At 63.9% G+C, this 25,121-nt stretch carries 25 protein-coding genes; 13 read left to right on the top strand and 12 right to left on the bottom strand.

The genetic code is table 11. The annotated features are described in order from the left end of the window. Positions 1-441: 441 nt before the first annotated feature. Positions 442-645: a hypothetical protein gene (locus LDL28_RS09375; RefSeq protein WP_233058303.1), complete on the top strand. Its 204-nt coding sequence runs from the start codon at positions 442-444 to the stop codon at positions 643-645. A 70-nt stretch (positions 646-715) separates the two neighbouring features. On the opposite strand, the gene LDL28_RS09380 is transcribed toward LDL28_RS09375, so the two are convergent. From LDL28_RS09380 to LDL28_RS09410, 7 genes are all read right to left on the bottom strand, one after another. Beyond that, positions 716-1,654: an electron transfer flavoprotein subunit alpha/FixB family protein gene (locus tag LDL28_RS09380; protein ID WP_233058304.1), complete on the bottom strand. Its 939-nt coding sequence runs from the start codon at positions 1,652-1,654 to the stop codon at positions 716-718. A 2-nt stretch (positions 1,655-1,656) separates the two neighbouring features. Beyond that, on the bottom strand, positions 1,657-2,406 hold the full coding sequence (locus LDL28_RS09385; protein ID WP_233058305.1) for an electron transfer flavoprotein subunit beta/FixA family protein: 750 nt from the start codon (positions 2,404-2,406) through the stop codon (positions 1,657-1,659). Positions 2,407-2,477: 71 nt separating this feature from the next. After that, the gene (locus LDL28_RS09390; protein ID WP_233058306.1) at positions 2,478-4,118 is read right to left on the bottom strand and encodes an electron transfer flavoprotein-ubiquinone oxidoreductase; all 1,641 of its coding nucleotides are present in this window, start codon (positions 4,116-4,118) and stop codon (positions 2,478-2,480) included. A 147-nt stretch (positions 4,119-4,265) separates the two neighbouring features. Beyond that, positions 4,266-4,907 (bottom strand): 2OG-Fe(II) oxygenase, encoded by a 642-nt coding sequence (locus LDL28_RS09395; protein ID WP_233058307.1) that lies wholly within the window; start codon positions 4,905-4,907, stop codon positions 4,266-4,268. A 69-nt stretch (positions 4,908-4,976) separates the two neighbouring features. After that, positions 4,977-6,344, bottom strand: coding sequence for an oxygen-independent coproporphyrinogen III oxidase (gene hemN, locus LDL28_RS09400; RefSeq protein ID WP_233058308.1), 1,368 nt, complete (start codon positions 6,342-6,344; stop codon positions 4,977-4,979). Between the two features lie 4 nt (positions 6,345-6,348). Further along, entirely contained in the window at positions 6,349-7,149 is an 801-nt protein-coding gene (locus tag LDL28_RS09405; protein WP_233059252.1) for an OmpW family protein, read from the bottom strand. A 122-nt stretch (positions 7,150-7,271) separates the two neighbouring features. Further along, positions 7,272-7,703, bottom strand: a complete 432-nt coding sequence (locus tag LDL28_RS09410) for a hypothetical protein (protein ID WP_233058309.1) — start codon at positions 7,701-7,703, stop codon at positions 7,272-7,274. Between the two features lie 266 nt (positions 7,704-7,969). Between LDL28_RS09410 and LDL28_RS09415 the strand changes: the two genes are divergently transcribed. Continuing rightward, a complete protein-coding gene (locus LDL28_RS09415) occupies positions 7,970-8,737 on the top strand; it encodes a Crp/Fnr family transcriptional regulator (protein ID WP_233058310.1) in 768 nt (255 codons plus the stop codon). Here the strand turns inward: LDL28_RS09415 and LDL28_RS09420 are convergent. Further along, a complete protein-coding gene (locus LDL28_RS09420; protein ID WP_233058311.1) occupies positions 8,734-9,993 on the bottom strand; it encodes an AI-2E family transporter in 1,260 nt (419 codons plus the stop codon). The genes LDL28_RS09415 and LDL28_RS09420 overlap by 4 nt on opposite strands. 454 nt (positions 9,994-10,447) lie before the next feature. On the opposite strand from LDL28_RS09420, the gene pqqA reads away from it, so the two are divergent. From pqqA to pqqE, 5 genes are read left to right on the top strand one after another with little or no spacing between them, the layout of a single operon-like run. Then, positions 10,448-10,528: a pyrroloquinoline quinone precursor peptide PqqA gene (gene pqqA, locus LDL28_RS09425; protein ID WP_010508617.1), complete on the top strand. Its 81-nt coding sequence runs from the start codon at positions 10,448-10,450 to the stop codon at positions 10,526-10,528. A 55-nt stretch (positions 10,529-10,583) separates the two neighbouring features. Then, entirely contained in the window at positions 10,584-11,507 is a 924-nt protein-coding gene (pqqB, locus tag LDL28_RS09430) for a pyrroloquinoline quinone biosynthesis protein PqqB (protein WP_233058312.1), read from the top strand. Beyond that, entirely contained in the window at positions 11,504-12,241 is a 738-nt protein-coding gene (gene pqqC, locus LDL28_RS09435) for a pyrroloquinoline-quinone synthase PqqC (protein WP_233058313.1), read from the top strand. The genes pqqB and pqqC overlap by 4 nt, the downstream gene beginning before the upstream one ends. Continuing rightward, positions 12,238-12,519: a pyrroloquinoline quinone biosynthesis peptide chaperone PqqD gene (pqqD, locus tag LDL28_RS09440; protein WP_233058314.1), complete on the top strand. Its 282-nt coding sequence runs from the start codon at positions 12,238-12,240 to the stop codon at positions 12,517-12,519. The genes pqqC and pqqD overlap by 4 nt, the downstream gene beginning before the upstream one ends. After that, a complete protein-coding gene (gene pqqE / locus LDL28_RS09445; protein WP_233058315.1) occupies positions 12,516-13,622 on the top strand; it encodes a pyrroloquinoline quinone biosynthesis protein PqqE in 1,107 nt (368 codons plus the stop codon). The genes pqqD and pqqE overlap by 4 nt, the downstream gene beginning before the upstream one ends. Here pqqE and LDL28_RS09450 read toward each other — a convergent pair. Beyond that, complete coding sequence (locus tag LDL28_RS09450; RefSeq protein WP_370636297.1) at positions 13,603-15,366, bottom strand: stimulus-sensing domain-containing protein; 1,764 nt, start codon at positions 15,364-15,366, stop codon at positions 13,603-13,605. The genes pqqE and LDL28_RS09450 overlap by 20 nt on opposite strands. A 9-nt stretch (positions 15,367-15,375) precedes the next feature. Further along, positions 15,376-16,086 (bottom strand): response regulator transcription factor, encoded by a 711-nt coding sequence (locus LDL28_RS09455; protein WP_025812497.1) that lies wholly within the window; start codon positions 16,084-16,086, stop codon positions 15,376-15,378. A 242-nt stretch (positions 16,087-16,328) separates the two neighbouring features. On the opposite strand from LDL28_RS09455, the gene LDL28_RS09460 reads away from it, so the two are divergent. From LDL28_RS09460 to LDL28_RS09485, 6 genes are all read left to right on the top strand, one after another. After that, positions 16,329-16,934, top strand: a complete 606-nt coding sequence (locus LDL28_RS09460) for a nucleotide exchange factor GrpE (RefSeq protein WP_233058316.1) — start codon at positions 16,329-16,331, stop codon at positions 16,932-16,934. 183 nt (positions 16,935-17,117) lie between these two features. Then, the gene (dnaK, locus tag LDL28_RS09465; protein WP_233058317.1) at positions 17,118-19,025 is read left to right on the top strand and encodes a molecular chaperone DnaK; all 1,908 of its coding nucleotides are present in this window, start codon (positions 17,118-17,120) and stop codon (positions 19,023-19,025) included. Between the two features lie 191 nt (positions 19,026-19,216). Beyond that, on the top strand, positions 19,217-20,350 hold the full coding sequence (gene dnaJ / locus LDL28_RS09470) for a molecular chaperone DnaJ (protein ID WP_233058318.1): 1,134 nt from the start codon (positions 19,217-19,219) through the stop codon (positions 20,348-20,350). 181 nt (positions 20,351-20,531) lie between these two features. After that, positions 20,532-21,323 (top strand): 4-hydroxy-tetrahydrodipicolinate reductase, encoded by a 792-nt coding sequence (dapB, locus tag LDL28_RS09475; RefSeq protein WP_233058319.1) that lies wholly within the window; start codon positions 20,532-20,534, stop codon positions 21,321-21,323. 150 nt (positions 21,324-21,473) lie between these two features. Continuing rightward, complete coding sequence (gene metK / locus LDL28_RS09480) at positions 21,474-22,661, top strand: methionine adenosyltransferase (RefSeq protein WP_233058320.1); 1,188 nt, start codon at positions 21,474-21,476, stop codon at positions 22,659-22,661. Positions 22,662-22,860: 199 nt separating this feature from the next. Beyond that, a complete protein-coding gene (locus LDL28_RS09485; protein WP_233058321.1) occupies positions 22,861-23,565 on the top strand; it encodes a tRNA (guanosine(46)-N(7))-methyltransferase TrmB in 705 nt (234 codons plus the stop codon). On the opposite strand, the gene LDL28_RS09490 is transcribed toward LDL28_RS09485, so the two are convergent. Then, positions 23,566-24,507, bottom strand: coding sequence for an SDR family oxidoreductase (locus LDL28_RS09490; RefSeq protein ID WP_233058322.1), 942 nt, complete (start codon positions 24,505-24,507; stop codon positions 23,566-23,568). Beyond that, positions 24,504-25,112: a DedA family protein gene (locus LDL28_RS09495; RefSeq protein ID WP_370636299.1), complete on the bottom strand. Its 609-nt coding sequence runs from the start codon at positions 25,110-25,112 to the stop codon at positions 24,504-24,506. The genes LDL28_RS09490 and LDL28_RS09495 overlap by 4 nt, the downstream gene beginning before the upstream one ends. Between the last annotated feature and the right edge of the window lie 9 nt (positions 25,113-25,121).

Consider the following 25,121-nt stretch of genomic DNA (forward strand, 5'->3'; position numbering starts at 1 on the left):
CAATGAAAGGCGGCACAAGGGCCTTATATACCCCGTTTTTTAGGATATGGCAGAAAAATGGCAGGCTGTTCTGTATATACTGCCAGCACATTGTGCGCTGCAAAATAAACATAAGAATTGTGCAGTGCAAAAAAGTAAAAGCATATTTTTTATTTATATTTATTGTTGACCTTTAAAGATAAGGATGGCATACAGGCGCATACGGAGCCTGCAGGCTTCCATAAATACCAAGAAAATCCGGTAAAAAATCCGGATAGAACGCGATGCTACCGCACCGGCGTTTCACTGGCAGGGTCCCCGCAGGGGGGCCCTGTTTTTTCATGGCGAATAGACTGGGGTGCCATCCCTCTTTTACGTATCTGGCGCCGCCGGGTTTTCTCTACCCTCTGCTTTCCCCCGCCTTTTCATGGCGGGAATCGTTTTGTTGAGGGAGAATGACCGATGTCCAGACTGACTGCGGCCGAACGTGATGCATTGCCCGATTCAGCCTTTGCCCTGCCGGGGCGGCGCTATCCCATACCCGATGCGACCCATGCGCGCGATGCACTCGCCCGGGCCAGTGAAATGCTGCACCGGGGCGATCTGACCCAGCAGGAATATGACACGGTGGTAGCCCGCGCCCACGCGGTGCTGGAAGACGAATAGGAAGCCATAAAAAAAGGGCGCGGGATAAACACCCGCGCCCCTTTATTTACAGTGTGGAAACCGTTCCGGTTCAGCCAGCCTTGTCCAGTTCGGCCTCAAGCTGCGGCAGGACCGTGAACAGATCCCCCACGATGCCATAATCGGCCACCTGGAAGATTGGTGCCTCGGGGTCCTTGTTCACCGCGACGATCACCCGGCTGTCCTTCATCCCGGCCAGATGCTGGATCGCACCGGAAATGCCAAGGGCGATATAAAGCTCCGGCGCCACGATCTTGCCGGTCTGGCCCACCTGGTATTCGTTGGGAACGAAACCGGCATCCACCGCCGCGCGCGATGCGCCAATGGCGGCGCCAAGCCGGTCGGCCAGCGGGTTGAGGAGCTTGAAATTCTCCTCGTTCTGCATGCCGCGTCCACCCGACACCACCACGCGCGCGGATTCCAGTTCCGGGCGTTCGGACTGGGACAGTTCGGTGGAAATGAAGGTCGAACCACCCGGACCGGCGGGCAGGGCGACGTCCTCGATCACGGCGCTGCCCCCTTCGGCCGGAACCGGGTCGAAGGCGGAAGCGCGGACCGTGATCACTTTTTTCGTGTCAGCGGATTTCACCGTGGCCAGCGCGCTGCCCGCGTAGATGGGGCGGACGAAGGTATCGGCATCATTGACGGCGATGATGTCCGGGATCGGCTGCACGTCCAGCAGTGCCGCCGCGCGCGGCAGCACGTTCTTGGCCGTGGCCGACGACGCGGCGAGGATATGCGTATAGTTTCCCGCCAGATCCGCCAGCAGGGCCGCCATGGGTTCGGCCAGTTCGCTATTGCCGGTGTCATCGGTGACCTGAAGCACCTTCTTCACGCCCGGGATGGCCGCCGCCGCCCTGGCCGCCGCCGCCGCATCGGCCCCGGTGACCAGCACATCGATGTCACCCAGCTTCGTCGCCGCCGCAATGGCCGAACGGGACGCCTGCCGGATCACGCCAGCATCATGATCCAGATAAACAAGTACGGTCATGATCAGATCACCTTTGCTTCGTTGCGCAGACGCGAAACCAGTTCAGCCGCCGAGTCGAGCTTGATGCCCGCCTTGCGTTCCGGCGGTTCGGCAACCGAAATCACGCTCAGGCGCGGCGTCATGTCCACGCCCAGATCGGCGGGCGTGATTTTTTCCAGCGGCTTTTTGCGCGCCTTCATGATGTTGGGCAGCGAGGCATAGCGCGGTTCGTTCAGGCGCAGGTCGGCCGTGATGATGGCGGGCAGCGCCAGCTTCACGGTCTGCAGCCCGCCATCGATCTCACGCGTGACGGTCACTTCGCCATCCGCGGCTTCCACCCTGGAGGCGAATGTCGCCTGCGGGCGGCCCAGCAGTCCGGCCAGCATCTGGCCGGTGGCGTTCATGTCATCATCAATGGCCTGCTTGCCCAGAATGACCAGATCCGGCTTTTCCTTTTCCACCAGTACCTTGAGCACCTTGGCTACGGCCAGCGGTTCCGTGACCGTATCGGTTTCCACCAGGATGGCGCGGTCGGCACCCATCGCCAGGGCCGTGCGCAGCGTGTCCTGCGCCTTGGCTTCCCCGATCGAGACCGCGACGATTTCCGTCACCACGCCTTTTTCCTTCAGGCGCACGGCTTCCTCAACCGCGATTTCGTCAAACGGATTGATGGACATCTTGAAGCCAGCGGTTTCAACGCCGGAACCATCGGCCTTTACGCGTGCCTTGATGTTGTAATCAAGCACGCGCTTAACGGGTACAAGAACCTTCATTGCATATTTGCCTGTCTGTATTCGGATAAGGGCAATCTGTGTGGCAGCTACATACCGTACCTGCCGCCAGATTACATCCCGCCGGGATAGTTCGGGCCGCCCGCCCCCTCCGGTGTGGTCCAGTCAATGTTCTGGGCCGGGTCCTTGATGTCGCATGTCTTGCAGTGCACGCAGTTCTGCGCGTTGATCTGCAGGCGCGGATCCGTGGCTTCATCCGCCACTTCATAGACACCGGCCGGGCAGTAACGGCTTTCGGGCGAGCGGAAGACATCCCAGTTCACCGTTTTCCACAGCGAGGTATTGCGTACCTTCAGGTGGACCGGCTGGTCTTCCTCATGGTTGGTGGCGGACAGGAACACGGAGGAGAGGCGATCAAACGTGATCTTGCCATCGGGTTTTGGGTAGCTGATCTTGGGCGAGATGGAGGCCGCTTCCAGCGTCTCGTTATCGCCATGGCGCGTATGCAGGGTCCACGGCGCCCGCCCGCGCAGCAGCATGGCGTCGATGCCGGAATACAGCGCCCCCGCCTTCATGCCGAACCTGGCGAAGGCCGGACGGATGTTGCGCACCGCGCGCAGTTCCTGCCACAGCCATGAATCCCGGATGCGCCGCGTGTAGGAACCTGGTTCCACACGGTTCGTGGCCAGGGCCTCCGCCACGGCCTCGGCCGCCAGCATGCCCGATTTCATGGCGGTATGGGTGCCCTTGATCTTGGGCACGTTCAGGAAGCCCGCCGTATCGCCAATCAGCGCCCCGCCGGGGAATGTCAGGCGCGGGATGGACTGGATCCCCCCTTCCGACAGCGCGCGCGCGCCATAGGCGACGCGGCGGCCATTCTCGAAATAGGGGCGGAAGGCGGGATGCAGCTTCGCGCGCTGCATCTCGTCAAACGGGGAAAGCCATGTGTTGGGATAGTCCAGCCCGACCACGAACCCGTAGGAGACGAGGTTTTCCCCGAAATGGTACATCCATGCCCCGCCATAGGTCCGGTCATCCAGCGGCCAGCCGAAGCTGTGCTGCACCAGCCCGGGGCGATGCATTTCCTTGGGGATTTCCCACAGTTCCTTGATCCCGAGGCCATAGGTCTGCGGATCGACGCCCTTGCGCAGGTCATACATCGCCGTGACCTGCTTGGTCAGCGAACCCCGGCAACCTTCCGCGAACAGGGTATATTTCGCGCGCAGTTCCATGCCGGGGGCGTAATTTCCGGTTGGCTGGCCATCGCGCCCGATGCCCATGTCGCCCGTCGCAACGCCGGTGACGCGGCCACTATCGTCAACCAGCACCTCGGCCCCCGCGAAACCGGGATAGATTTCAACGCCAAGTTCCTCGGCCCGGCCGGCAAGCCAGCGGCACAGATCCCCAAGGCTTACGATGAAGTTGCCGTGGTTGCGCATATGCGGCATCACGCGCTCAAGGAAGGGGACTTCAAGGCTGCCGGTGCGTGTCAGGTAGAGCGCCTGCTCCTCTGTCACGGGGGTGTCCAGCGGGGCGCCTTCCTCACGCCAGTGCGGCAGGAGTTCCTGGAGCGCGCGGGGTTCGATTACGGCGCCCGACAGGATATGCGCGCCGATCTCGCTGCCCTTCTCGATCAGGCAGACGCTGGCGTCCGGCGCCAGTTGCCGCAGCCGGATGGCCGCCGCAAGGCCCGATGGACCGCCACCAACGATCACGACATCGAATTCCATAGTCTCGCGCTGGGTCTCGCTCATACCTCTGTTGTCCTCTTGCGTCATGACCGGGATGACATGGGATGAATGGGATTTCACCTCAACCGTACTGCTTCCTAGAGCCGTTTGGTTCCGGAATAAAGTCCTGTTGCGCATTCCGGGGCCAAACGGCGCGCGGGGCGGGGGGACTCAGGCGTTGGGGGCGGGGCGGGCCAGTTCATCCGTCGCCAGCCATTCGGGGCCGACGTAGTTGACGATCAGCGTGCGGCGCACCCCCGTCAGCGGGCGCGGCAGGAAACCGTGCCATGACCGGTCCGATGGAATGAACAGCAGCCCGGAATTGAACAGCCCCGAGGCCCGCGCCACCGGCGCGCCTTCCGCCGTCATGATATCCGTGCCCCAGTCGGCCGCTTCCGCGCCCATGGAAAGCGAGACCAGAAGCGTCAGCCGCTTGGCCCCGATATCGGTATGGGGTTCAAGCCAGAACCCATCCGTATCAAGGCAGAGTTCAAGACGCAGGGCCGCGTTTTCAAGGTCCGCGTCGCAACAGGAGGTGAATGTCGCGCGTGTCCGCCCGTCATCGAACAGGCGGGCCAGATCGTCCAGCGCCGGATTGGCCGCGCGGAGTGCGGGGGTAATGAACAGCCGGCGTCCGTTGCGCCCGGCCCGCTGTCCCCCGCTCTCCCCCCCAAGGAAGCGCGCGTCCGGCATCCACGTCACCAGCGCCGAGGCCACCGATGCGGGCAGTACGTCGTGCATCTGCCAGTGGGGAAAGGGCCATGGCAGGACAGGGCTGGCGGTCAGGGCAGCAATGACGTGGTTGGGTTGCATGGCCGGATGTTTTATCTGCCGGGTCCGGCGCGGTGACCGCGCCATGGCCGGAATGGGGGAAGAGACGGGTTACAGGGCGCTCGCATGGCGTGTGCTGCTCTGCGGGGACAGGTAGCGGTCAAACACCGATGCGACATGGCGCACGAAAGCGCGCCCTTTTTCAGTAACCTGCACATGCCGGGCGGTCATGTCCACCAGCCCGTCCTGCACCATGGGCACCAGACGGGACAGTTCCGGGCCGAAACTGCCCGCGGGCAGGTGGTACTCCGTAATGATCTGGTCCACGTCCACCTGCATCGTGCACATGAGCTGCTTGATGATGGCGGCGCGCACATGGTCATCGGCCAGCAGGGGCACCCCCCGCATGACCGGCAGCCTGTCCGTCATTTCCGCCATGAGCCGGGCATAGGCGGCGGATGTCGTGGCGTTCTGCGTCATGCCGTCGGGTAGGGAGGAAATGGCGGACGCGCCAATACCGATCAGGGCCGGGGCGCTGTCCGTGGTGTAGCCCTGGAAATTGCGGTGCAGCGTGCCCGACTCCATGGCGCGCGCCATGCTGTCATGCGGGCTGACATAGTGATCCAGCCCCACGGGCAGGAAGCCTTCGTCGCGCAGCACGGTGTCGATCGCGGCGCGCTGCGCAATCCGCGCCTGCGGGCCGGGCAGTTCGCCCACCGGCATCAGGTTCTGGCGCTTCTGCTTCCACGGCACATGGGCATAGCCGAACACGGCCAGCCGGTCGGGGCGCAGGCTCGCCACCGCACGCGCCGTGCGGGTGACGCTGTCCGTATCCTGCCGGGGCAGGCCGTAGATCAGGTCGATATTGATGGAGTCCACCCCGGCCGCGCGCAGCGCGTCGAGACAGGCGCGCGTCTGCTCCCAGCTCTGGATCCGGCCGCAGGCCTTCTGCACGTTCGCATCCAGATCCTGCACGCCCATGCTGGCGCGGTTGAAGCCGAGTTCATGCAGCAGGGCGGGATATTCGGGCGGAAGGTGGCGGGGATCGACCTCGATGCTGATTTCTGCATCCGGGGCGATCACGAAATCCTGGCGTATGGCCTGCATGACGCGGCGCATCGCGCTGGCGGGAAGCGTGGTGGGCGTGCCGCCGCCCCATTGCAGATGGGTGACACGGCGGCCGGGACCGATCAGGGCCACGACCCGGCGCAGTTCCTCATGCAGCAGGGCGGCATAGGCCGCGCGTGCATCCGTATCGCGCAGCACGGCGGTATTGCACCCGCAGAACCGGCACAGAATGTCGCAGAAGGGAACGTGCAGATAAAGGGAAACCGGCTGTGACGCCGGCAGAGCGGAGAGCCATTGCTGACTTTCCGCCGGTCCCACCGCATCGGAAAACTGTGCGGCGGTGGGATAGCTGGTGTAACGCGGCAGATTGCCACCGTAGCGCGAAAGCAGGGTGCTGTCTGCCGCGTTCATGCCATTAGAACCGGTAGGCGATACCAGCGGACACGACGGTCGGGTCGAGCGAGTCGTGGGCCTTCACCTTCAGGCTTTCGCTGTCGTTTTCAGCCCAGGCGTGCATGCGCACGAACATCTGCTTCACGTCGAAGTTGAAGAACCAGTTGCCCACGAGCTGGTAATCCACACCGGCGTTGATGGACGGGCCACCCGTGAAGCCGGAGTTCAGCTTGTTCAGGCCAAGCGCGCCGCTGCCGCTCATGTTGTGGAACCACATGAAGGTGCCGCCAACGCCCACATACGGGTTCAGGCGCTTGTGCGGACGGAAATGCCACGCGACGGTGACCGTGGGCGGCAGAACCCATGCGCTGCCCGCGTCGGTCTTGCCATGTCCGGTCAGGCCTTGCAGCGCGCCGCCTTCGGCCGCGACTTCATGGCGGGTGCTGGTGGCGATCAGGTCAAGGGAGATGTTGTCGGTCAGGAAGTATTCGAACGTCAGTTCCGGCATGACCTGGTTGGTCGTCTTGACGCGGGTGTTGGCCATCGCCTGGTTATTTACCCAGACCTTGCTGTCACGATCTTCCGGCAGCACGCCCACGGCGGACAGGCGGATCATGAAGTCACCCTTGCCCAGACCGATCTTGGTGCTGGCGCAGGTCTGGAAAATGCCGCAGCGGCCCTTGGGCTGCGCGGGTGCAACCGGCGCGGCCAGCGGCGCGTTGACATAGGTGGTGGGTGCTGCGGTCTGCGCCTGGACCGCGACCGGTGTCAGCGCCGCGGCGCCGAAAGCGGCCGACAGGGCGATGTTGCGAATGTTCTTCATCATGGGCAGACCTTAATTTTTTCTCTCACGGGTTAGTGAGGTGAGAATGTTAAGAATATTCGAAGTGATGTGATCTGTGCAGAAATCACGCCCACCTAACATTCGGCTTTGATGTGAATCAATCACAGAGGCCGATCTATTTCCTTATTGCGCTCTATCCGGACTGTTCTTTCGGTAATGTGGCTTGATGAACACAGTTTCAGGACTGTGTTGTCCTTGTTTGCCACGGGGTTACTGTAGGAAAAGGTGCGTATTGCCCGGCACCCCATTTCCCGCGCCAGTGTTTCCATGGCGGGAATCAGCGCGTCGATGATCTGCTGCTTGTGGGCGTAGGACAGGGCGATGATGTAATCGGCGCTCAGCGTATCGCCCGAATACAGGTCGAATCCACGCCGGAAGGTCGCCATGGCGCAGGGGGGCCGCGCTTCTCCGTAATGGGCGACCAGAATCCCCTCCCGCGCGCGTTTGCCCGCGCGCGACATCCTGCGCCCGATGCGGGTCCATTCCCGCATCGTAATGTGCGGAAACGACAGCCGGATAAGGGGATACAGCAACGGTACATCCGCGGGAGCCAGTCGTCTGACCAGGGGGGAAGGGGCGGCCTGCACGCGGCGGGGTTTCCTGTGGGTTGAGAAACTTTTCTTATGATGCTTATTGTATTTACCGAATGATCTGCGGCGCAACGCATTGATTTACATCAATCCATCGGACATACTCGGTTCCGCTTGCGAATGATTTGCTGTATTTTCAGGAGGCTCGCGCCTGTCCGTTGGTATTCACCACCGGAACGCAGGCCCCTGAAAGTAATTGGGAATAATCTATGTCGGATATGCCTTCGTGTCAGTTCGAGTCGCGGCCACGGCGTATCGTGATCGGGTCATCCGGTGTGCAGGCTGATTTCTGCGCCACCTGTACCGTCCGTCCCACCAGTGTGTGCAACGTGATCGGGCAGGCTGACATGGCCCGCCTGGCGGAAGCGGCGGTGGAAACCATCATTCCCCCCGGCCGTGGCTTTATCGAGGAAGGCGCGCCCGCCACCGATTTCTTCAACGTGACCTCCGGCACCGCCAAGCTGTTCAAGGCCCTGCCGGACGGGCGGCGGCAGATCACCGGCTTCGCGGCGCCGGGGCATTTCCTGGGGCTGGCGGTATCGGACAGCTACGCTTTCGGGGCGGAAGCGGTCGATACGGTGCGGGCGTGCCGCTTCTCGCGTGAGAAGATGGCCGAACTGCTGGATGATTTCCCCCGCCTTGAGCGCCGCCTGCTTGAAGAGGCGTCGAATGAACTGGTGGCGGCGCAGAACCAGATGCTGCTGCTTGGCCGCAAGACGGCGCGCGAGCGGGTGGCGAGCTTCCTGCTTGACCAGATGCGCGCGGAAACGCCGCTGGACCAGAACGGCCATCGCGGCAGTCTTCACCTGCCCATGACACGCGGCGACATTGCCGATTACCTTGGCCTGACCATCGAAACCGTCAGCCGTACGCTGAGCTGGATGCGCAGCCAGGGCATGATCGACGTGGGCAAGGGCTATGCCATCACCATCCTTTCGGTGGGTAGACTCGACATACTGGCGGCGGGGAATGGTTAGTCCGGCCCCAGTGTGTCGTCATTATCCGCGTCCGGCGCCGCGTCTTCCGTAAAAAGCGGGTTCTGCGGCGTGGTCCGTGTCGGGCCGCCGACAATGTGGCCGATGGGGGTGAGGAACTCCACATGGTCGCAGATGATCTTGAAGACCGCCAGCAGCGGCACCGACAGGAACGCCCCGAAAATACCCCACAGCCAGTCCCAGAACATGAGCGACGCCATGACCAGCACCGGGTTCAGCGTAAACCGGCGCGCCAGCACCATGGGGGTTATGGTCTCGCCTTCCGTCAGGTGGATGCACAGGTAGATGGCGGGCGGCAGGAGCGCCTGCCAGACGGATGGATAGACGAACAGCCCCACCAGGAAATAGATGATGATGCCCATCATGGGGCCGATGATGGGGATGTAGTTGAGCAGGAACGCCAGCACGCCCCATAGCAGCGCGTTGGGTAGGCCCAGCAGCCAGCATTGCGCCATGTTCACCAGCCCGACCAGGCTGTTGATGATGGTGATGGTGGCCAGGTACAGCGAAACGTTGCGCTCGATCTGGTAGGCGATCTGCACCGTGCGGCGTTTGTCGGCAAAGGTGGGCATGATCTCGACGAACCGCCGCAGCAGGCTGTCCCCCTGCGCGAGCAGGAAGAACAGCATCAGGATCATGGTGAAGAACTGCCCCATGAACGCCTGCGTGCCCAGCAGGATGGACGAACTGAACCGGTCCAGCCCCCCCACCCCGGGCGAGGCGACGACAATGACATGCTCCCCCGTCGTCTCCATCGCCGGGGCGGGATGGTCAAGGCGACCGCCCGCGATGGTCATGAAATTGCGGATCCGGTCCGATGCGCTGGTCAGGAGCTGGAACGGCCCGCGCAGGAAGGCCAGCCTGTCACGCAGGGTGTTCAGCGCCTCTGGCGCGCGCTCCAGCCAGCCGGTGGCGGGTACGGAAATGGCGGTGCCCACCGCCCCGGCAATGCCGAACACGCACAGGATCAGGCACAGCGCCGCCAGCGGCTTGGGCAGGTGCAGCCGGCTGTGCAGGAAGCGCATGGGGGTCGAGAGCAGCAGGTTGACCACCAGCGCCAGGATCATGGGCAGGATGATGGCGGATGCGAAATACAGCGTGTAGAAAACAGCCAGTACGCTGAGCAGCAGCAGGCAGGCGGTGCGGGTGTCGATGCGGCTGTGACGCATGACCTCGATGGCGCGCTGCTGCTGTATCTGTTCGTAGGATGACGGGGTCGGCTCGGTCTCGGGCGGCATCACTCAGATCCTGGCTTGTACGGGCGCGGGCCAACGGCCGGATCAGGTTCCGTGCCGACGTCTGGAGACTGCTTCGGAAACCCTGCGCCCTGGGCGAACCGTCACGTGTTTTTCCCGCTCCGGTGCCCACGGCCCTGATTGCCGCCCTGCCCCGGTGCTCGTAAAACATGTTCCGGTCGTGGCCGGGGCCACGTTCGTCCATCAGCAGAAGTTTTGAAACATTCCCGTGCATCCGTACCGATCCGTTCTTATGGGCGTATATGGCAGGCAGGACCAAGGATTTTGGCACATCCCCGCTACGCAGGCAGTGCAGGGGATCGTTTCGCACACGGGAACGTGAATTTTTAGCCTTCATCTGGCGGAACACAAGGGTTGAAAGCGGTATTGGACAGGGCTCAAATACCGCAAGAGGGAGGCTGCTGCCTTCTGTTACCGTTAATCAATGGAGAATCCCATGGCCTGGAATACCCCCAAGATCGTCGAAGTCCCGCTGGGCGCCGAAATCAACAGCTACGTCTGCGGCGAAAAGAAGTAAGAAAAATTGCCGCCTGTCTCGCGCAGGCGGCAATTTTCTTTTACAACCTGCGTCCATGATCGACATTATCGTTCTCGGCGCGGCAGCGGGCGGTGGATTTCCGCAGTGGAATTCAAACGCTCCCGGTTGCAGGCGGGCCAGGGCCGGCGATCCAGCAGCCCCGCCCCGCACACAGGCTTCCATCGCCATCAGTGGTGACGGAAAGCATTGGTTCGTGGTCAATGCCTCCCCCGACCTGCGCACCCAGATAAACCAGACCCCCGCCCTGCACCCGCATGAGGGGCTGCGTTCCACGCCCATCGCCGGTGTCATCCTGACGGGTGGGGAGATAGACGGCATTACCGGCCTGTTCACCCTGCGTGAAAGCCAGCCCTTTACCCTGCTGGCCACGGCCGAAGTCCTGTCCGTGCTGGACGCCAATCCCATATTTGAAGCCCTGAACCGCGAAATCGTGACCCGGACGGCCATCGTGCCCGACCAGCCGTTCACCCTGCGGCTGACGGACGGCACACCCGCGGGCCTGACCATCGTGCCCTTCGTGGTGCCGGGCAAGGTGCCGCTTTATGCCGAGTCCGGACCCGATCCCGCGGCCATCTGCGAAAATGGGGAGACCGTGGGGCTCGAAATATCCGATGGCAGCCACCGGGTATGTTTCATCCCCGGCTGCGCGCGCATGACCGATAACCTGCGCGTACGCCTGCGGGGCGCGGATGCCGTGTTCTTCGATGGCACGCTGTGGGTCGATGATGAAATGGTCCGCGCGGGGCTGGGACAGAAGACCGGCCGCCGCATGGGGCATATGTCCATCGACGGGATGGATGGCACCATCGCCGCCCTGCGCGATCTGGATATCGCACGCAAGATTTTCATACACATCAACAACTCCAACCCTGTTCTACTGGCGGATTCACCCGAACGCGCCCAGGTCGAGGCCGCAGGGTGGGAAGTCTCCCATGACGGGATGAGGATTACTCAATGAGTGGACACCTGCTTTCCCCCGATGAACTTGAGGCCGCGCTGCGCGCCATCGGGGCGGAACGTTATCATAACCTGCACCCTTTCCACCGCGCCCTGCATGATGGCAGGCTGAACCGGGCGCAGGTGCAGGCATGGGCCCTGAACCGCTATTATTACCAGGCCAGCATTCCGGCCAAGGACGCGACCCTTCTGGCCCGCCTGCCCACGGTGGAACTGCGGCGCGAATGGCGCCGCCGGATCGTTGACCATGATGGTGACGCACCGGGCACCGGCGGTGTCGCGCGCTGGCTCAAGCTGACCGACGGGCTGGGGCTTGACCGCGCCTATGTCGAATCCCTCGAGGGCCTGCTGCCCGCCACGCGCTTCGCGGTGGATGCGTATGTGGCGTTCGTGCGCGACCGCTCCATTCTGGAGGCCATCGCCTCGTCCCTGACCGAACTGTTCTCGCCCACCATCATAAGCGAGCGCGTAGCGGGGATGTTGCAGCATTATGACTTCATCAATTCCGAAACGCTGGCCTATTTCCATCCGCGCCTGACACAGGCCCCGCGTGATTCCGATTTCGCGCTGGCTTACGTGAAGGAATATGCGCGCACCCCCGAACAGCAGAAGGCGGTGCTGGATGCGCTCAACTTCAAGTGCGGCGTGCTGTGGGCGATGCTGGATGAACTGGAATACGCCTATGTCACGCCCGCGCGCATTCCTCCCGGAGCCTTCCGCCCGGATGCGGCATGACCGCCAGCCTGGCAGATAGCAGCGTTATCCGTTTCGCGCGCGGGGTCAGGCTCCAGCATGACCGCGTGCGCGACCGCTGGATCATCCAGGCGCCCGAGCGTGCCTTCATACCCGATCCCGTTGCGGCGGAAGTGCTGAAGCTGGTGGATGGCAACCGCACGCTGGGCCAGATCGTGACGGAACTGGCCGGTCGGTTCACGGCCCCCGTTGACGTGATCGGGCGTGATGTCCATGTCATGGTCACCGACCTCATTACCCGGCAGGTACTGACGGCATGACAGACACTGTTCTCCCCCCCATGAGCCTTCTGGCGGAACTGACGCATCGCTGCCCGTTGCAGTGCCCGTACTGTTCCAATCCGCTGGCGCTGGAGCCACGGGCCACCGAGCTTGCCACGGATGAGTGGATCAGCGTGCTGGACCAGGCGGCGGAAATGGGGGTGCTTCAGGTCCATTTCTCCGGGGGGGAGCCGATGAGCCGCCCCGACCTGCCCGAACTGGTCCGGCATGCGGTGGGGCTTGGGCTTTATACCAACCTGATCACGTCCGGCGTGCTGCTCAATGCCACGACCTTTCCCGTGCTGGTCGAAGCCGGGCTGGATCATGTCCAGCTTTCATTCCAGGACATCGACACGGCCAATGCCGAACATGTGGGTGGCATGAAGGGCGCGCAGGCCCGCAAGCTGGAAGCCGCGCGGCTGGTCGTGAACGACGGCATGCCGCTGACACTCAATTTTGTCATCTACCGTGAAAATGCCGGGCGTGTGCCCCAGATGCTCGAGGCCGCGGTCGCGATGGGCGCGCGCCGTGTCGAGATCGCGCATACGCAGTACTATGGCTGGGGACTGGTCAACCGTGCGGCGCTCATGCCCACGATGGCACAGCTTGAACTGACAACCCGGGCGGTGGACGCCGCGCGGGAGAAATATGCGGGCAGGCTCACCATAGATTACGTAACGCCCGATTATTACGCCGACCGGCCCAAGCCCTGCATGGGCGGGTGGGGGCGGCGGTTCATCAACATCACACCCTCCGGCCGCGTGCTGCCGTGCCATGCGGCGGAGACGATCCCCAACGTCACATTCCCCGATGTGCGTAGTGGGATGCTGGCGGATATCTGGCGTGATTCCCCGCTGTTCAACATGTTCCGTGGCACGGACTGGATGCCCGAGCCCTGCCGGAGCTGTGATGAGCGCGAGAAGGACTGGGGCGGCTGCCGCTGTCAGGCGCTTGCCCTTGCGGGTAACGCCGCCGTAGCCGATCCGGTGTGCGCCCTCGCCCCCGATCATGAACGTGTCGTGCAGGTGATCGATACACTGCCCGCCGAGCCGCCGCCTTTTCGCTACCGGCGGTATGCGCGGGCTATGGATGGGGTCGGCTGACTTCCACGCGCGGCAGGCAGATCACGAAGCGCGCGCCCAGCACCCGCCCGCTGGCGTCCATGCGGTTTTCCGCGCTGATGGTGCCGCGCAGGGCCTCGATGATCTGTCGGCTAATGGACAGGCCAAGACCCGAATGCTGGCCGAAATTCTCGCTGCTGGGCCGTTCTGAATAGAAACGGTCGAATATGTTGTCGAGCTTGGCCTGCGGGATTCCCGGCCCATCGTCATTGACCGCGATCTCGATCATGCCGCCCGCCGGTACGGCGCTGAGCAGGATCTGGCCATCGGGCGGGGAAAAGGACACGGCATTGCCGATCAGGTTGCGCAGGACCTGCACCAGCCGGTCTTCCACCGCCATGACGGCCAGCCGGCGTTCCGGGCTGTCACCGCTGCTGGCCACCGCCATGCTGGGCTGGCCGGGCCGGCGGGTGGCCTGGTGGATTTCCACCAGCACGGACAGAAGGGGCACGATGGCCACGGGTTCGGCGCGCGCGCGCGACAGTTCCGCATCCACGCGGCTGGCGTCGGATATATCGGTAATCAGCCGGTCGAGTCGGCACACATCGGCATTGATGATGGAAAGCAGGCGCTGCTGGCGTTCGGGGTCATCGATGCGCAGCAGGCTTTCAATGGCCGAGCGGATGGAGGAGAGCGGGTTCTTGATTTCATGGCTGACATCAGCGGCAAACCGTTCAATCGCATCCATGCGCGCCCACAGGGCGCTGGCGCTGTCCTGCAGTGCGCGGGCGACTTCACCGATCTCGTCGCGGCGCGCCAGCAGGCGTTCGGGCACCATGTCCGTGCGGTCGGCGGATTCGCGCATGGTATGGGCCGAGGCCGCCAGCCGCAGCAGGGGCCGCGCGATGGTCAGCGACAGGTACCATGACAGCAGGATGGTCAGCGCCAGCGCCATGAGGAACAGCGACAGGATGGACGACCGCACCGCGAACAGCGAACGGTCCACATCCCGCGCCTCACGCGTGAGCTGGATGATTCCCACGGTGGTCCGTCCGTCATGCATCACGGGTTCCGCCACCGTCACCATGAGGTGATGGTGGGCGTTGCGGCGGATATAGGGCGGAATTTCCATGACCCGCGTCCCATCGGGCTGGGTGACCGGCTGGATGGACGGATCGGAATCCGGCGTGTCCAGCATCATGATCCGCTCACCCGACAGGGTGGGCAACTGGCCCAGGAGCCAGTTGTACAGCCGCTCCCCGATATTGACCGAAGGCGGGTGGAGGGGGGAATGCTCCTCCTCCTCCGGGGTGGAGGGGGCTACTTTTTCCTCTTCGCCATGGTGGCTGTTCTGTTCCACGCGGCTGTCGGCCACCACCTGCCCATCAGGCGCGAACAGGCGGGCATGCGCGCTGGGGCTGGGTTCGGTCAGGCGCATGAGCAGGGGCCGCGCAAGGGCGGGCTCCAGCGTGACATCATGGCGGGAAAGGGTGACCGCACTCTGCCCCAGCGCGCCGGCATAGATGCGCGCCTGCTCACGCAGGGCCGAGACCTCGGCTTCCAGCAGGCTGTTCTGGAACTGGGTAAGATAGAGCAGCGTCAGCGCCAGCAGGCCCAGCGGCACGGTATTGACCAGCAGGATCCGCCGCATGAGCGGTGAGACCAGCCGGGCCCGGTATTCCATGAACTCCACCACCGCCTTCCCGCCCTCCCCCTTTCCCCGGCGCGGGATCAGGCGGCGCAGGCGCGCGGGCAGCGGCAGGGAGGATAAGATGTGGCGTGGCATCCGGCCGGGTCATTCTTCCTTGTAGCGGTAGCCGATTCCGTACAGCGTCTCGATCTGGTTGAACGCCTCGTCCACCTGCCGGAATTTCTTGCGCACGCGCTTTATGTGGCTGTCTATGGTGCGGTCATCGACATAGATGTTCTCCCCATAGGCGGCGTCGATCAACTGGTCGCGGGACTTGACCAGGCCGGGGCGGGCCGCAAGCGCCTTGACCAGCAGGAATTCAGTCACCGTAAGCTGGATGTCGCGCCCATGCCACAGGCACTGGTGGCGTGTCTCGTCCAGCGACAGGTTGCCACGCACCATCGTGCCGGTGGGGCTCATGCCGGTGGCTTCGCTGCGGGTGACCTCGTTGCGGCGCAGCAGCGCGCGGATGCGCTCCAGCAGCAGGCGCTGCGAAAACGGCTTGGTGATGTAGTCATCCGCCCCCAGCCGCAGCCCCATGAGCTGATCCACCTCCTCATCCTTAGAGGACAGGAAAATGACCGGAAGCTGCGAACGCGCGCGCAGGCGCTGGAGCAGTTCCATGCCATCCATGCGCGGCATCTTGATGTCCAGCACCGCAAGGTCGGCCGGCCGCGACAACAGACCGTGCAGCGCGCTCTCGCCATCGGTATAGGTGCGGACGGTGAAACCTTCCGCCTCCAGCGTCATCTGCACGGAGGTCAGGATGTTCCTGTCATCATCCACCAGCACGATCGTCTGTTTCGTTGGCTCCATGGGGGCTCTCTTTTTGCTTCTTCGCCGGGGCGGGCGTGGTACCATGTCTTGCCCGACAGGCGGCGGCAGCATAGCGTTATATACGTCCGCATGTCATGAGGGGATGCGGTTATCCTGCTTCACTGGAATGTCACAGGCATTCCGGCTGTGCCGTTCGCGGCAGGGACGTTACGCAAAAACGGCATGCCTGTCCGTAATGCAATGTCTTGTCCATCGGTCAGCCGTTACCTACTTGTAAGAGCATGAGCGAGAACACAGAGCATAACCCCTTTGCCGATGCCGCAGCAGGCGAAGGTACCCCTGCCCCCACGGGGGGCGAACAGCCCGGTCCCGCACATGACGGGGCGCCGGAATCCGGCGCGGCCAGCCCGCGCGTGGCCGAGCTTGAGGCCGAGCTTTCCGCCATGCGCGACAAATGGATGCGCGCCGAGGCGGAAATGCAGAACGTCCGCAACCGCGCCAAGCGCGAGGTGGAGGACGCCCGGCAGTACGCCGTGCAGAAATTCGCCAAGGACGTGGTCGAGGCGGCCGAGAACCTCAAGCGCGCGCTGGCCAGCCTGCCCCACGCGACGGAGGGTGAGGACAGCATCCTGACCCGCATGCGCGAGGGGATCGAAAGCACCGAGCGTTCCTTCATGGGAATTCTCGAACGCAACGGGATCTGCGCGGTGGACGCGAAGGGCAAGCCCTTCGACGCCAACCTGCACCAGGCCATGGCGGAACAGCCCAGCGAAGAACACGCGGCGGGCACCGTGATGGAGTCCTGGACACCGGCGTGGACCCTGCACGGCCGGCTGCTCAAGCCAGCCATGGTCGTGGTGTCGAAAGGTCCGGCGCAGGCGGGATGAAATCCCTGTCCGTGCGTATCCTCATCCCCTTGAAAGGTGCGTGCGGGTTGCCTACATCGAATATGACACCGGTGTGGGAATGGATGTGGAACAGACAGTCCAGCACCCGCCGGACGATATGAAAGAAAGGGTCTGTCCCGATGCTTCGGGTCCGGACAGGCCGCTGAAAAGGAGAGTATCTGAATGAGCAAGGTTATCGGTATCGACCTTGGTACGACCAATTCCTGCGTTGCCGTGCGTGAAGGCGACGAGACGCGGGTTATCGAGAACAGCGAAGGCGCACGCACGACCCCGTCCATGGTCGCCTTCACCGACAGTGGCGAAATGCTGGTCGGCCAGGCCGCGAAGCGCCAGGCCGTCACCAACCCGTCCAACACGCTGTATGCGGTCAAGCGCCTGATCGGGCGCCGCTACGATGACCCGACCGTGGCCAAGGACAAGGAACTGGTCCCCTACGAAATCGTAAAGGGCGACAACGGCGACGCATGGGTCGAGGCACAGGGCAAGAAATACGCCCCCGCCCAGATCTCCGCCTTCATTCTGGGCAAGATGAAGGAAACGGCCGAAGCCTATCTGGGCGAGACGGTCCAGCAGGCGGTCATTACCGTTCCGGCCTACTTCAACGACGCCCAGCGCCAGGCCACGAAGGACGCGGGCCGCATCGCCGGTCTGGAAGTGCTGCGCATCATCAACGAGCCGACGGCGGCGGCGCTGGCCTATGGCCTGCAGAAGAAGAACAGCGGCACCATCGCGGTCTATGACCTTGGCGGCGGCACGTTCGACGTCTCGGTGCTCGAGATTTCCGATGGCGTGATCGAGGTGAAGTCCACCAACGGTGACACCTTCCTCGGCGGTGAGGACTTCGACGCCCGCATCATCAGCTACCTGGCCGATGAGTTCAAGCGTGACCAGGGCATCGACCTGCGCCAGGACAAGCTGGCCCTGCAGCGCCTGAAGGAAGCGGCCGAAAAGGCGAAGATCGAGCTGTCCTCCGCCAAGGAGACCGAGATCAACCTGCCGTTCATCACGGCGGATGCTTCCGGTCCGAAGCACCTTGTGCTGAAGCTGACCCGCGCCAAGCTGGAAAGCCTGGTGGACGACCTGATCCAGCGCACGCTCGAACCCTGCCGCGCCGCGATGAAGGACGCAGCCGTGTCCGCGGCCGAGATCGATGAGGTCATCCTCGTCGGCGGCATGACGCGCATGCCCAAGGTGATCGAGGCGGTCAAGCAGTTCTTCGGCAAGGATCCCGCCCGTAACGTGAACCCTGATGAAGTCGTGGCCATTGGCGCCGCGGTGCAGGGCGCGGTGCTTCAGGGCGATGTGAAGGACGTGCTGCTGCTGGACGTGACCCCGCTGTCGCTGGGTATCGAGACGCTGGGTGGCGTGTTCACCCGCCTGATCGACCGCAACACGACCATCCCGACCAAGAAGAGCCAGACCTTCTCCACGGCGGAAGACAACCAGAACGCCGTGACCATCAAGGTCTATCAGGGCGAACGCGAGATGGCGGCCGACAACAAGCTGCTGGGCAACTTCGACCTGACCGGCATCGCGCCCGCGCCGCGTGGCGTGCCGCAGATCGAGGTGACCTTCGATATCGACGCCAACGGCATCGTATCCGTCTCGGCCAAGGACAAGGCGACCGGCAAGGAACAGCAGATCAAGATCCAGGCTTCCGGCGGTCTGTCCGAATCCGAGATCGAGAAGATGGTGAAGGACGCCGAGGCCAACGCCACGGCCGACAAGGCCAAGAAGGAGCAGGTCGAGGCCCGCAACCAGGCGGAAGGCCTGACCCATCAGGTCGAGAAGTCCCTGAGCGAGGCGGGCGACAAGGTGCCGGCGGCCGACAGGACCGAAGCGGAAGAGGCGATTGCCGAAGTTCGCAAGGCGCTTGAAGGTGCCGACAGCGAAGCCCTGAAGAAGGCGACCGATCGCCTGACGCAGGCCGCCATGAAGGTTGGTGAAGCCGTCTACAAGGCAGGTGGTGAAGCCGAGGCGGCAGCCGGTGCGGCGCCGGGTGGCGCGCCGAAGGACGAAAAAGTGGTCGACGCCGACTTCGAGGACGTGGACGACTCCAAGAAAGCCTGATCGACGCCACACGCGTCATACAGGCTCCGGAACGGCGGGTGCGGGCTTGTGGTCCGTACCCACCTTTCTCCAGGATGGCGCCCGTGCTTCTGTGAAGACGGGCGCTTTTCATATTCCGCATAACGACAAGATCTGGAACGCGGGAACCACGCTGCGACATGTCAGCCAGCCGCGTTTGCTAGAGGACCCACATGGCCACCAAGATAGATTATTACGCAGTCCTTGAAATTTCGCGCGATGCCAATGGTGACGAGATCAAGCGGGCGTATCGCAAGCTGGCCATGAAATATCACCCCGACCGCAATCAGGGTGATGAGGAAGCGGAAAGCAAGTTCAAGGAAATCAACGAAGCCTATGACGTCCTGAAGGACGAGCAGAAGCGCGCCGCCTATGACCGTTTCGGCCATGCGGCATTCGAGGGCGGTGGCCCCGGCGCGGGCGGGTTCGATTTTGGCGGCGGTGGCCTGGGTGACATCTTCGAGCAGATGTTCGGGGACATGATGGGCGGCCGCCGGGGTGGGGGTGGCCGGCGCGCGGGCGCGGACCTTCAGGTACAGGTGACCATCACCTTCGCCGAGGCGTTTTCCGGCGTCAAAAAGAAGATCACCGTTCCCACCCGCGTCATCTGCGAAAGCTGCGATGGCACCGGCTCCGCCGACAAGGACCAGCAGCCCGAAACCTGCCCGTCGTGCCATGGCGCGGGCAAGGTGCGCGCGCAGCAGGGCTTCTTCTTTGTTGAACGCCCCTGCCCCACCTGCCACGGGTCGGGCCGCCTGATCCGCAACCCGTGCAAGGAATGTCAGGGCGCGGGCACGGTGGAAAAGAACCGCAGCATCGAGGTCGCGATTCCCGCCGGGGTCGAGGACGGCACGCGTATCCGTATTTCCGGCGCGGGCGAAGCGGGGGGCAAGGGCGTTCCGGCGGGCGACCTGTACGTGCATGTCGCCGTTGAGCCGCACCCGATCTTCCAGCGCGATGGCGCCAATGTCTATTGCCGGGTGCCGGTGCGCATGGGGCAGGCCGCCCTTGGCACGGAAATCGAGGTGCCGGTCGTGGATGGCTCCCGCACCAAGGTGAAGATCCCGGCCGGAACGCAGACGGGCGAACAGTTCCGCCTGCGGGGCAAGGGCTTCTCCGTGCTGCGCTCTTCCGCGCGCGGTGACATGTATATCCAGGTGGTGGTGGAAACGCCGCGGCACCTGAGCAAACAGCAACGTGAACTGCTGGAGGAGTTCGAGGGCGATGCGGCGGATCATGCCAAGGGTAGCCCCGAAAGCACGGGATTTTTCAGCAAGGTGAAAGACTTTTTCGAAGGCAAGCTGTGATCCCGTCCCGCTGGCCTTGGCTGGCATGACGGAGCGGCAGTTGAAATTGCCGATTATTCAGGTGTAGGTTCGGGACGCTATTCATGGTGAATCCCCCCAACTCGCACCATGAGTAGAGTCAGGCGGCGCGATCCCCCGGTCGCGCCGCCATTTCTATGTCTGGACTGGTGGAGAAAGCTCAATGAACGCGCAGCCATTGCGTATCGGGATCGCGGGCCTGAACGGGCGCGTCGGTCGCCTTCTGGCTGAGGAAGTGCCAGCGGGCGGTGCAGTACTCAGCGGTGGCACAACGCGCGATGGCAGCCCCGTTGCCGGTCTGGACTGTCCCGTTTACGCGGATATTGCGGTACTTGCCCGCAATTGCGATGTGGTCATTGATTTCACCCATGCGGATACGGTTGCAAGGCATGCCGATGCGATGCGTGAAACCGGCACGGCATGGGTGCTAGGCACGACCGGCCTGTCCGCCATGCAGCAGCAGGCAGTCGATGTGGCGGCCCGGACGGTTCCCGTGGTGCAGGCGGCCAATTTCTCGGCCGGTGTGACGCTGGTCACGCGGCTTGCGCGCCAGATGGGGGCGGCCCTGCCCGGCAGTGACTATGATGCCGAGATACTGGAAATGCACCACCGGCAGAAGGTGGATGCCCCATCGGGCACGGCGCTGGCCATGGGGCGCGCGGTGGCCGAGGGACGGGGCATCCGGCTGGAAGACCATATCGAAAGCGGCCGGGACGGGCATACCGGCCCCCGCGCCGATGGCGCGATCGGCTTTGCCGCCCTGCGGGGCGGGCAGATCGTGGGGGAACATTCGGTCATCTTCACGTCCGGCCATGAACAGATCACCCTGACCCATCGTTCGTTCGACCGCAGGGTCTATGCAACCGGCGCGGTACGGGCGGCCAGATGGCTGCGCGCGCGCGCGGCGGGTCTCTATACCATGGACAATGTGCTGGGGCTTGATCCCGTCACCTGAATGAACCGGCGCGTCCATATGCCGGGTGGGACGGTGGTATTTACGGAAACGGCTTGACGCTGGTTTCCGTTTCCGTCAAACGCATGCGATCGTACGTCAGGCTCCATCGGCGTTGCTCATCCTTCTCTATACGAGGCAGACAGGACCATCATGCGTAATAAAGGCGATTTTCTGTTCACATCGGAATCCGTATCCGAAGGGCATCCTGACAAGGTCGCCGACCGGATCAGCGACTCCGTTCTTGACGCATTTCTGGCAGCGGATGGTGAATCGCGCGTTGCGTGTGAAACGATGGTCACCACCAACCGCATCGTTCTTGCCGGTGAGGTGCGGGGCCCCGCTTCCGTCACGCCCGAGCAGCTCATTCAGGGCGCGCGCGACGCGGTAAAGGACATCGGCTACGACCAGGCCGGGTTCTCATGGCGCAACGCGGAAGTCGAATATTACCTGCACGCGCAGTCCGCCGACATCGCGGTGGGCGTGGACAGCGCGGGTGAGAAGGACGAAGGCGCTGGCGACCAGGGCATCATGTTCGGCTTCGCCACACGTGAGACCGAAAGCCTGATGCCCGCGCCGCTGTTTTACGCGCATGAAATCCTGCATCGCGTGCGTGACCTGCGCAAGGCAGGCGATCCGCGTGCCGCGGCCCTCCAGCCGGATGCGAAAAGCCAGGTGACCCTGCGTTATGTCGATGGCAAGCCCGTCGGCGCCACCTCGGTCGTGATTTCCACCCAGCATGTCGAAGGCGCCAGCCAGGCGACCATCCGCGAGGAACTGGGCAGCATCGTGCGTGATGTCCTGCCGCAGGGCTGGATGTGCCCCGAAGAGGAATTCTACGTCAATCCGACCGGCGTGTTCGTGATCGGTGGCCCCGACGGTGACTGCGGCCTGACGGGGCGCAAGATCATTGTGGACACCTACGGCGGCGCGGCCCCGCATGGCGGCGGCGCGTTCTCCGGCAAGGATCCGACGAAGGTTGACCGTTCGGCCGCCTATGCCTGCCGCTACCTGGCCAAGAATGTCGTGGCCGCCGGTCTGGCGGACCGCTGCACACTCCAGATTTCCTATGCCATTGGCGTGTCCCATCCGCTGTCGGTCTATGTTGACCTTGATGGCACGGGCAAGGATGTGGACGAAGCGAAGCTGGGCCGCGTGCTGCGTGAAGTCATGGACCTTACCCCCCGTGGCATCCGCAAGCACCTGCGCCTGAACCGCCCGATCTATACCCAGACCTCCGCCTATGGTCACTTTGGCCGTACGCCGGATGCGGCGAAGGACGATTTCACCTGGGAGCAGACCGATCTGGTCGATGCCCTGCGTGGCGCCTTCAACCGCTAGGATCATATCGGGATAAAGGGCGGGAAGTCATTTTCCCGCCCCATTCGGCCCTGTGGGGCCGGAGCCATCGGGGGCCTGCCATGACTGCTTGCAAAAGCCGGTCGCGGCGGCCCCTGTTGCGTTCCATCATGCCCCCGGCAGGGGTAATCATGCCATGCAGGCTATCCGCCATGGCAGCAGGAGCAGGATTTTCGGACATATGACGGCCTCCGTGGATGTAAAGGCATCTCCAGACCGGCTTTACGGGCGGCAGCGCGGCCATCCGCTGCGCGCGCGCCAGCAGCGGCTGCTGGACCAGACATTGCCACGGCTGCGTTTTGCGCAATCCGCCATCGCGGACCCGGCGGCGGGCTTTGGCCGCGCGCCAGAGCAGATCTGGCTGGAAGTCGGTTTCGGGGGTGGTGAACATTCGCTGGCCCAGCATGCCGCCAATCCCGATGTGGGCTACCTTGCCTGCGAGGTGTTCGAGAACGGGCTGTGTTCCCTGCTGTCGCGCGTGGTGCCCGAAGGGGGCGAGGAAACCGCCCCGGTGCCCGACCTGCTGCGGATATGGGACGAGGATGCGCGCATCCTGTTGCAGCGCCTGCCCGATGAATCCATCGACCGCATGTTTCTCATGTTTCCCGATCCGTGGCCCAAGTCGCGCCATGCGAAGCGACGCTTCATCCATCCTGAAACAGTCAGGCTGGCCGCGCGCATCCTCCGCCCTGGCGCCATCTGGCGCGTGGCGAGCGACGATCCGACCTATCAGGCATGGGTGGAGGAGGTCATGGGCGCACAGGATCTGTTCGACACGGCGCCGCCCGCGCGCGTCCGCCCCGAAGGCTGGCCGCCCACCCGTTACGAGGCCAAGGCGCTGAAGGCCGGGCGGCAGCCGCTGTACTGGACATTCGTGCGCCGCTGATCAGGACAGGGCCGTGCCGGTCAGCCGTTCCGCCACCTGCCATAGCCGCCGCGCGGTGGCGGGGTCGGCGGCGGCGGGCGGGATCAGCGCCTCGCCCACATCGCCCCGGCGTTCGCCCGGCCCGTCGGGGCCGTAATAGCCGCCATCGCGCGCTTCCGGCGCCATGGCCGCGAATTCAAGGGGCAGCGCGCCGTGGGCCGCGGACTGTCCCATCAGCCGGAAGGCCCATACGGCCCCCACGCGGGTCAGGCGCTCACGCAGGCCCTGTTTCGATGTCAGGCGGCTGGTGGCGATATCGGTCCGGGCCCAGCCGGGATGGGCGGCGATGGAATGGAGCGGCCAGCCGTTGGCGCGGGCCTGCCGGTCCAGTTCCAGCGCTAGAATGAGATCCGCCAGCTTGCTCTGCCCATAGGCGCGAAAGGGCGCGTACCGGCGGCGGCCCTGCAGGTCATCGAACACGATCCTGCCCGTCAGCGCGGCAAGGCTTGCCACCGTCACCACCCGGCCCCCGCCATCGGCCGCGCAGACCAGTGGGCGCAGGCGGGCGGCCAGTGCGAAGGGGCCGAGAAAATTGGTCCCGAACTGGAGTTCGAACCCGTCGCGTGTTTCCAGCCGGCGCGGAGTGCCCATGACGCCCGCGTTGTTGACCAGCACATCAAGCCGGTCCGTTTCCTGCGCCAGTTCATGGGCAAAGGCGGCGACCGAGCCCAGGCTGGCCACATCGAGCAGCCGGAAGGATGCATCCGCCCCCGGCTGGTCCTGCCGTAGCCGGGCCAGGGCGGCCTGTCCCTTCTCCGCGTTGCGGCCCGTCAGCATGACATGCGCGCCGCGCGCGGCAAGGCCAAGCGCCGTCTGGTAACCCAGCCCGCCGGTGGCGCCGGTTACAAGGGCAAGGCGGCCATCCATGCGGGGGGCCTGTTGGAGTGTCCAGTGTCTGGTCATCTGTCCGCCTGTTCTCCGGATTGGATCAGTTCCCGTTCCGCCGCCGCCTCGGCCTCGACGGTCAGACGGGCTTCATGCCGGCGCAGGAAGATGAAGGCGCATATCAGCATGATCCCGCCCCCTGCCGCGAGTGCTATTCCCACCGGGCCGGAAATGCGCAGGATCCGGTGGCCCAGATAATAGGCCGCATAGGCATATCCCGCCCCCCAGATGACGCCGCCCAGGGCGTTGAACAGCAGGAAGCCGGGCCACGGCATGTGGTTCGCCCCCGCCAGCAGGGCCACGAACATGCGCAGGATAGCGAGGAAACGCCCGAAAAGGACAATCACGCCTCCGTAACGCAGGAACAGGAAACGCCCGGTCTGCAGGCGGCGTGGCGTCAGCCCGATCCGCGCGCCCTTGCGCTCCAGCAGCGGGTAACCCAGCCAGCGCCCGATCAGGTAGCCGAAATTGTCCCCCATGATCGCGCCGAGGGTGGCCGCCGTCGCGACCCATGCGATATCCAGCCGGTGCGTGGCGGCGCAGTAGATCGCGGCGGAGATGATCAGGGTCTCGGCCGGAAGGGGCGCGCCCATGCTTTCCAGCATGACAATGACCCCGATCACGCCATATCC

This window comes from Komagataeibacter sp. FNDCR2, assembly GCF_021295395.1.
Classification (GTDB): domain Bacteria; phylum Pseudomonadota; class Alphaproteobacteria; order Acetobacterales; family Acetobacteraceae; genus Komagataeibacter.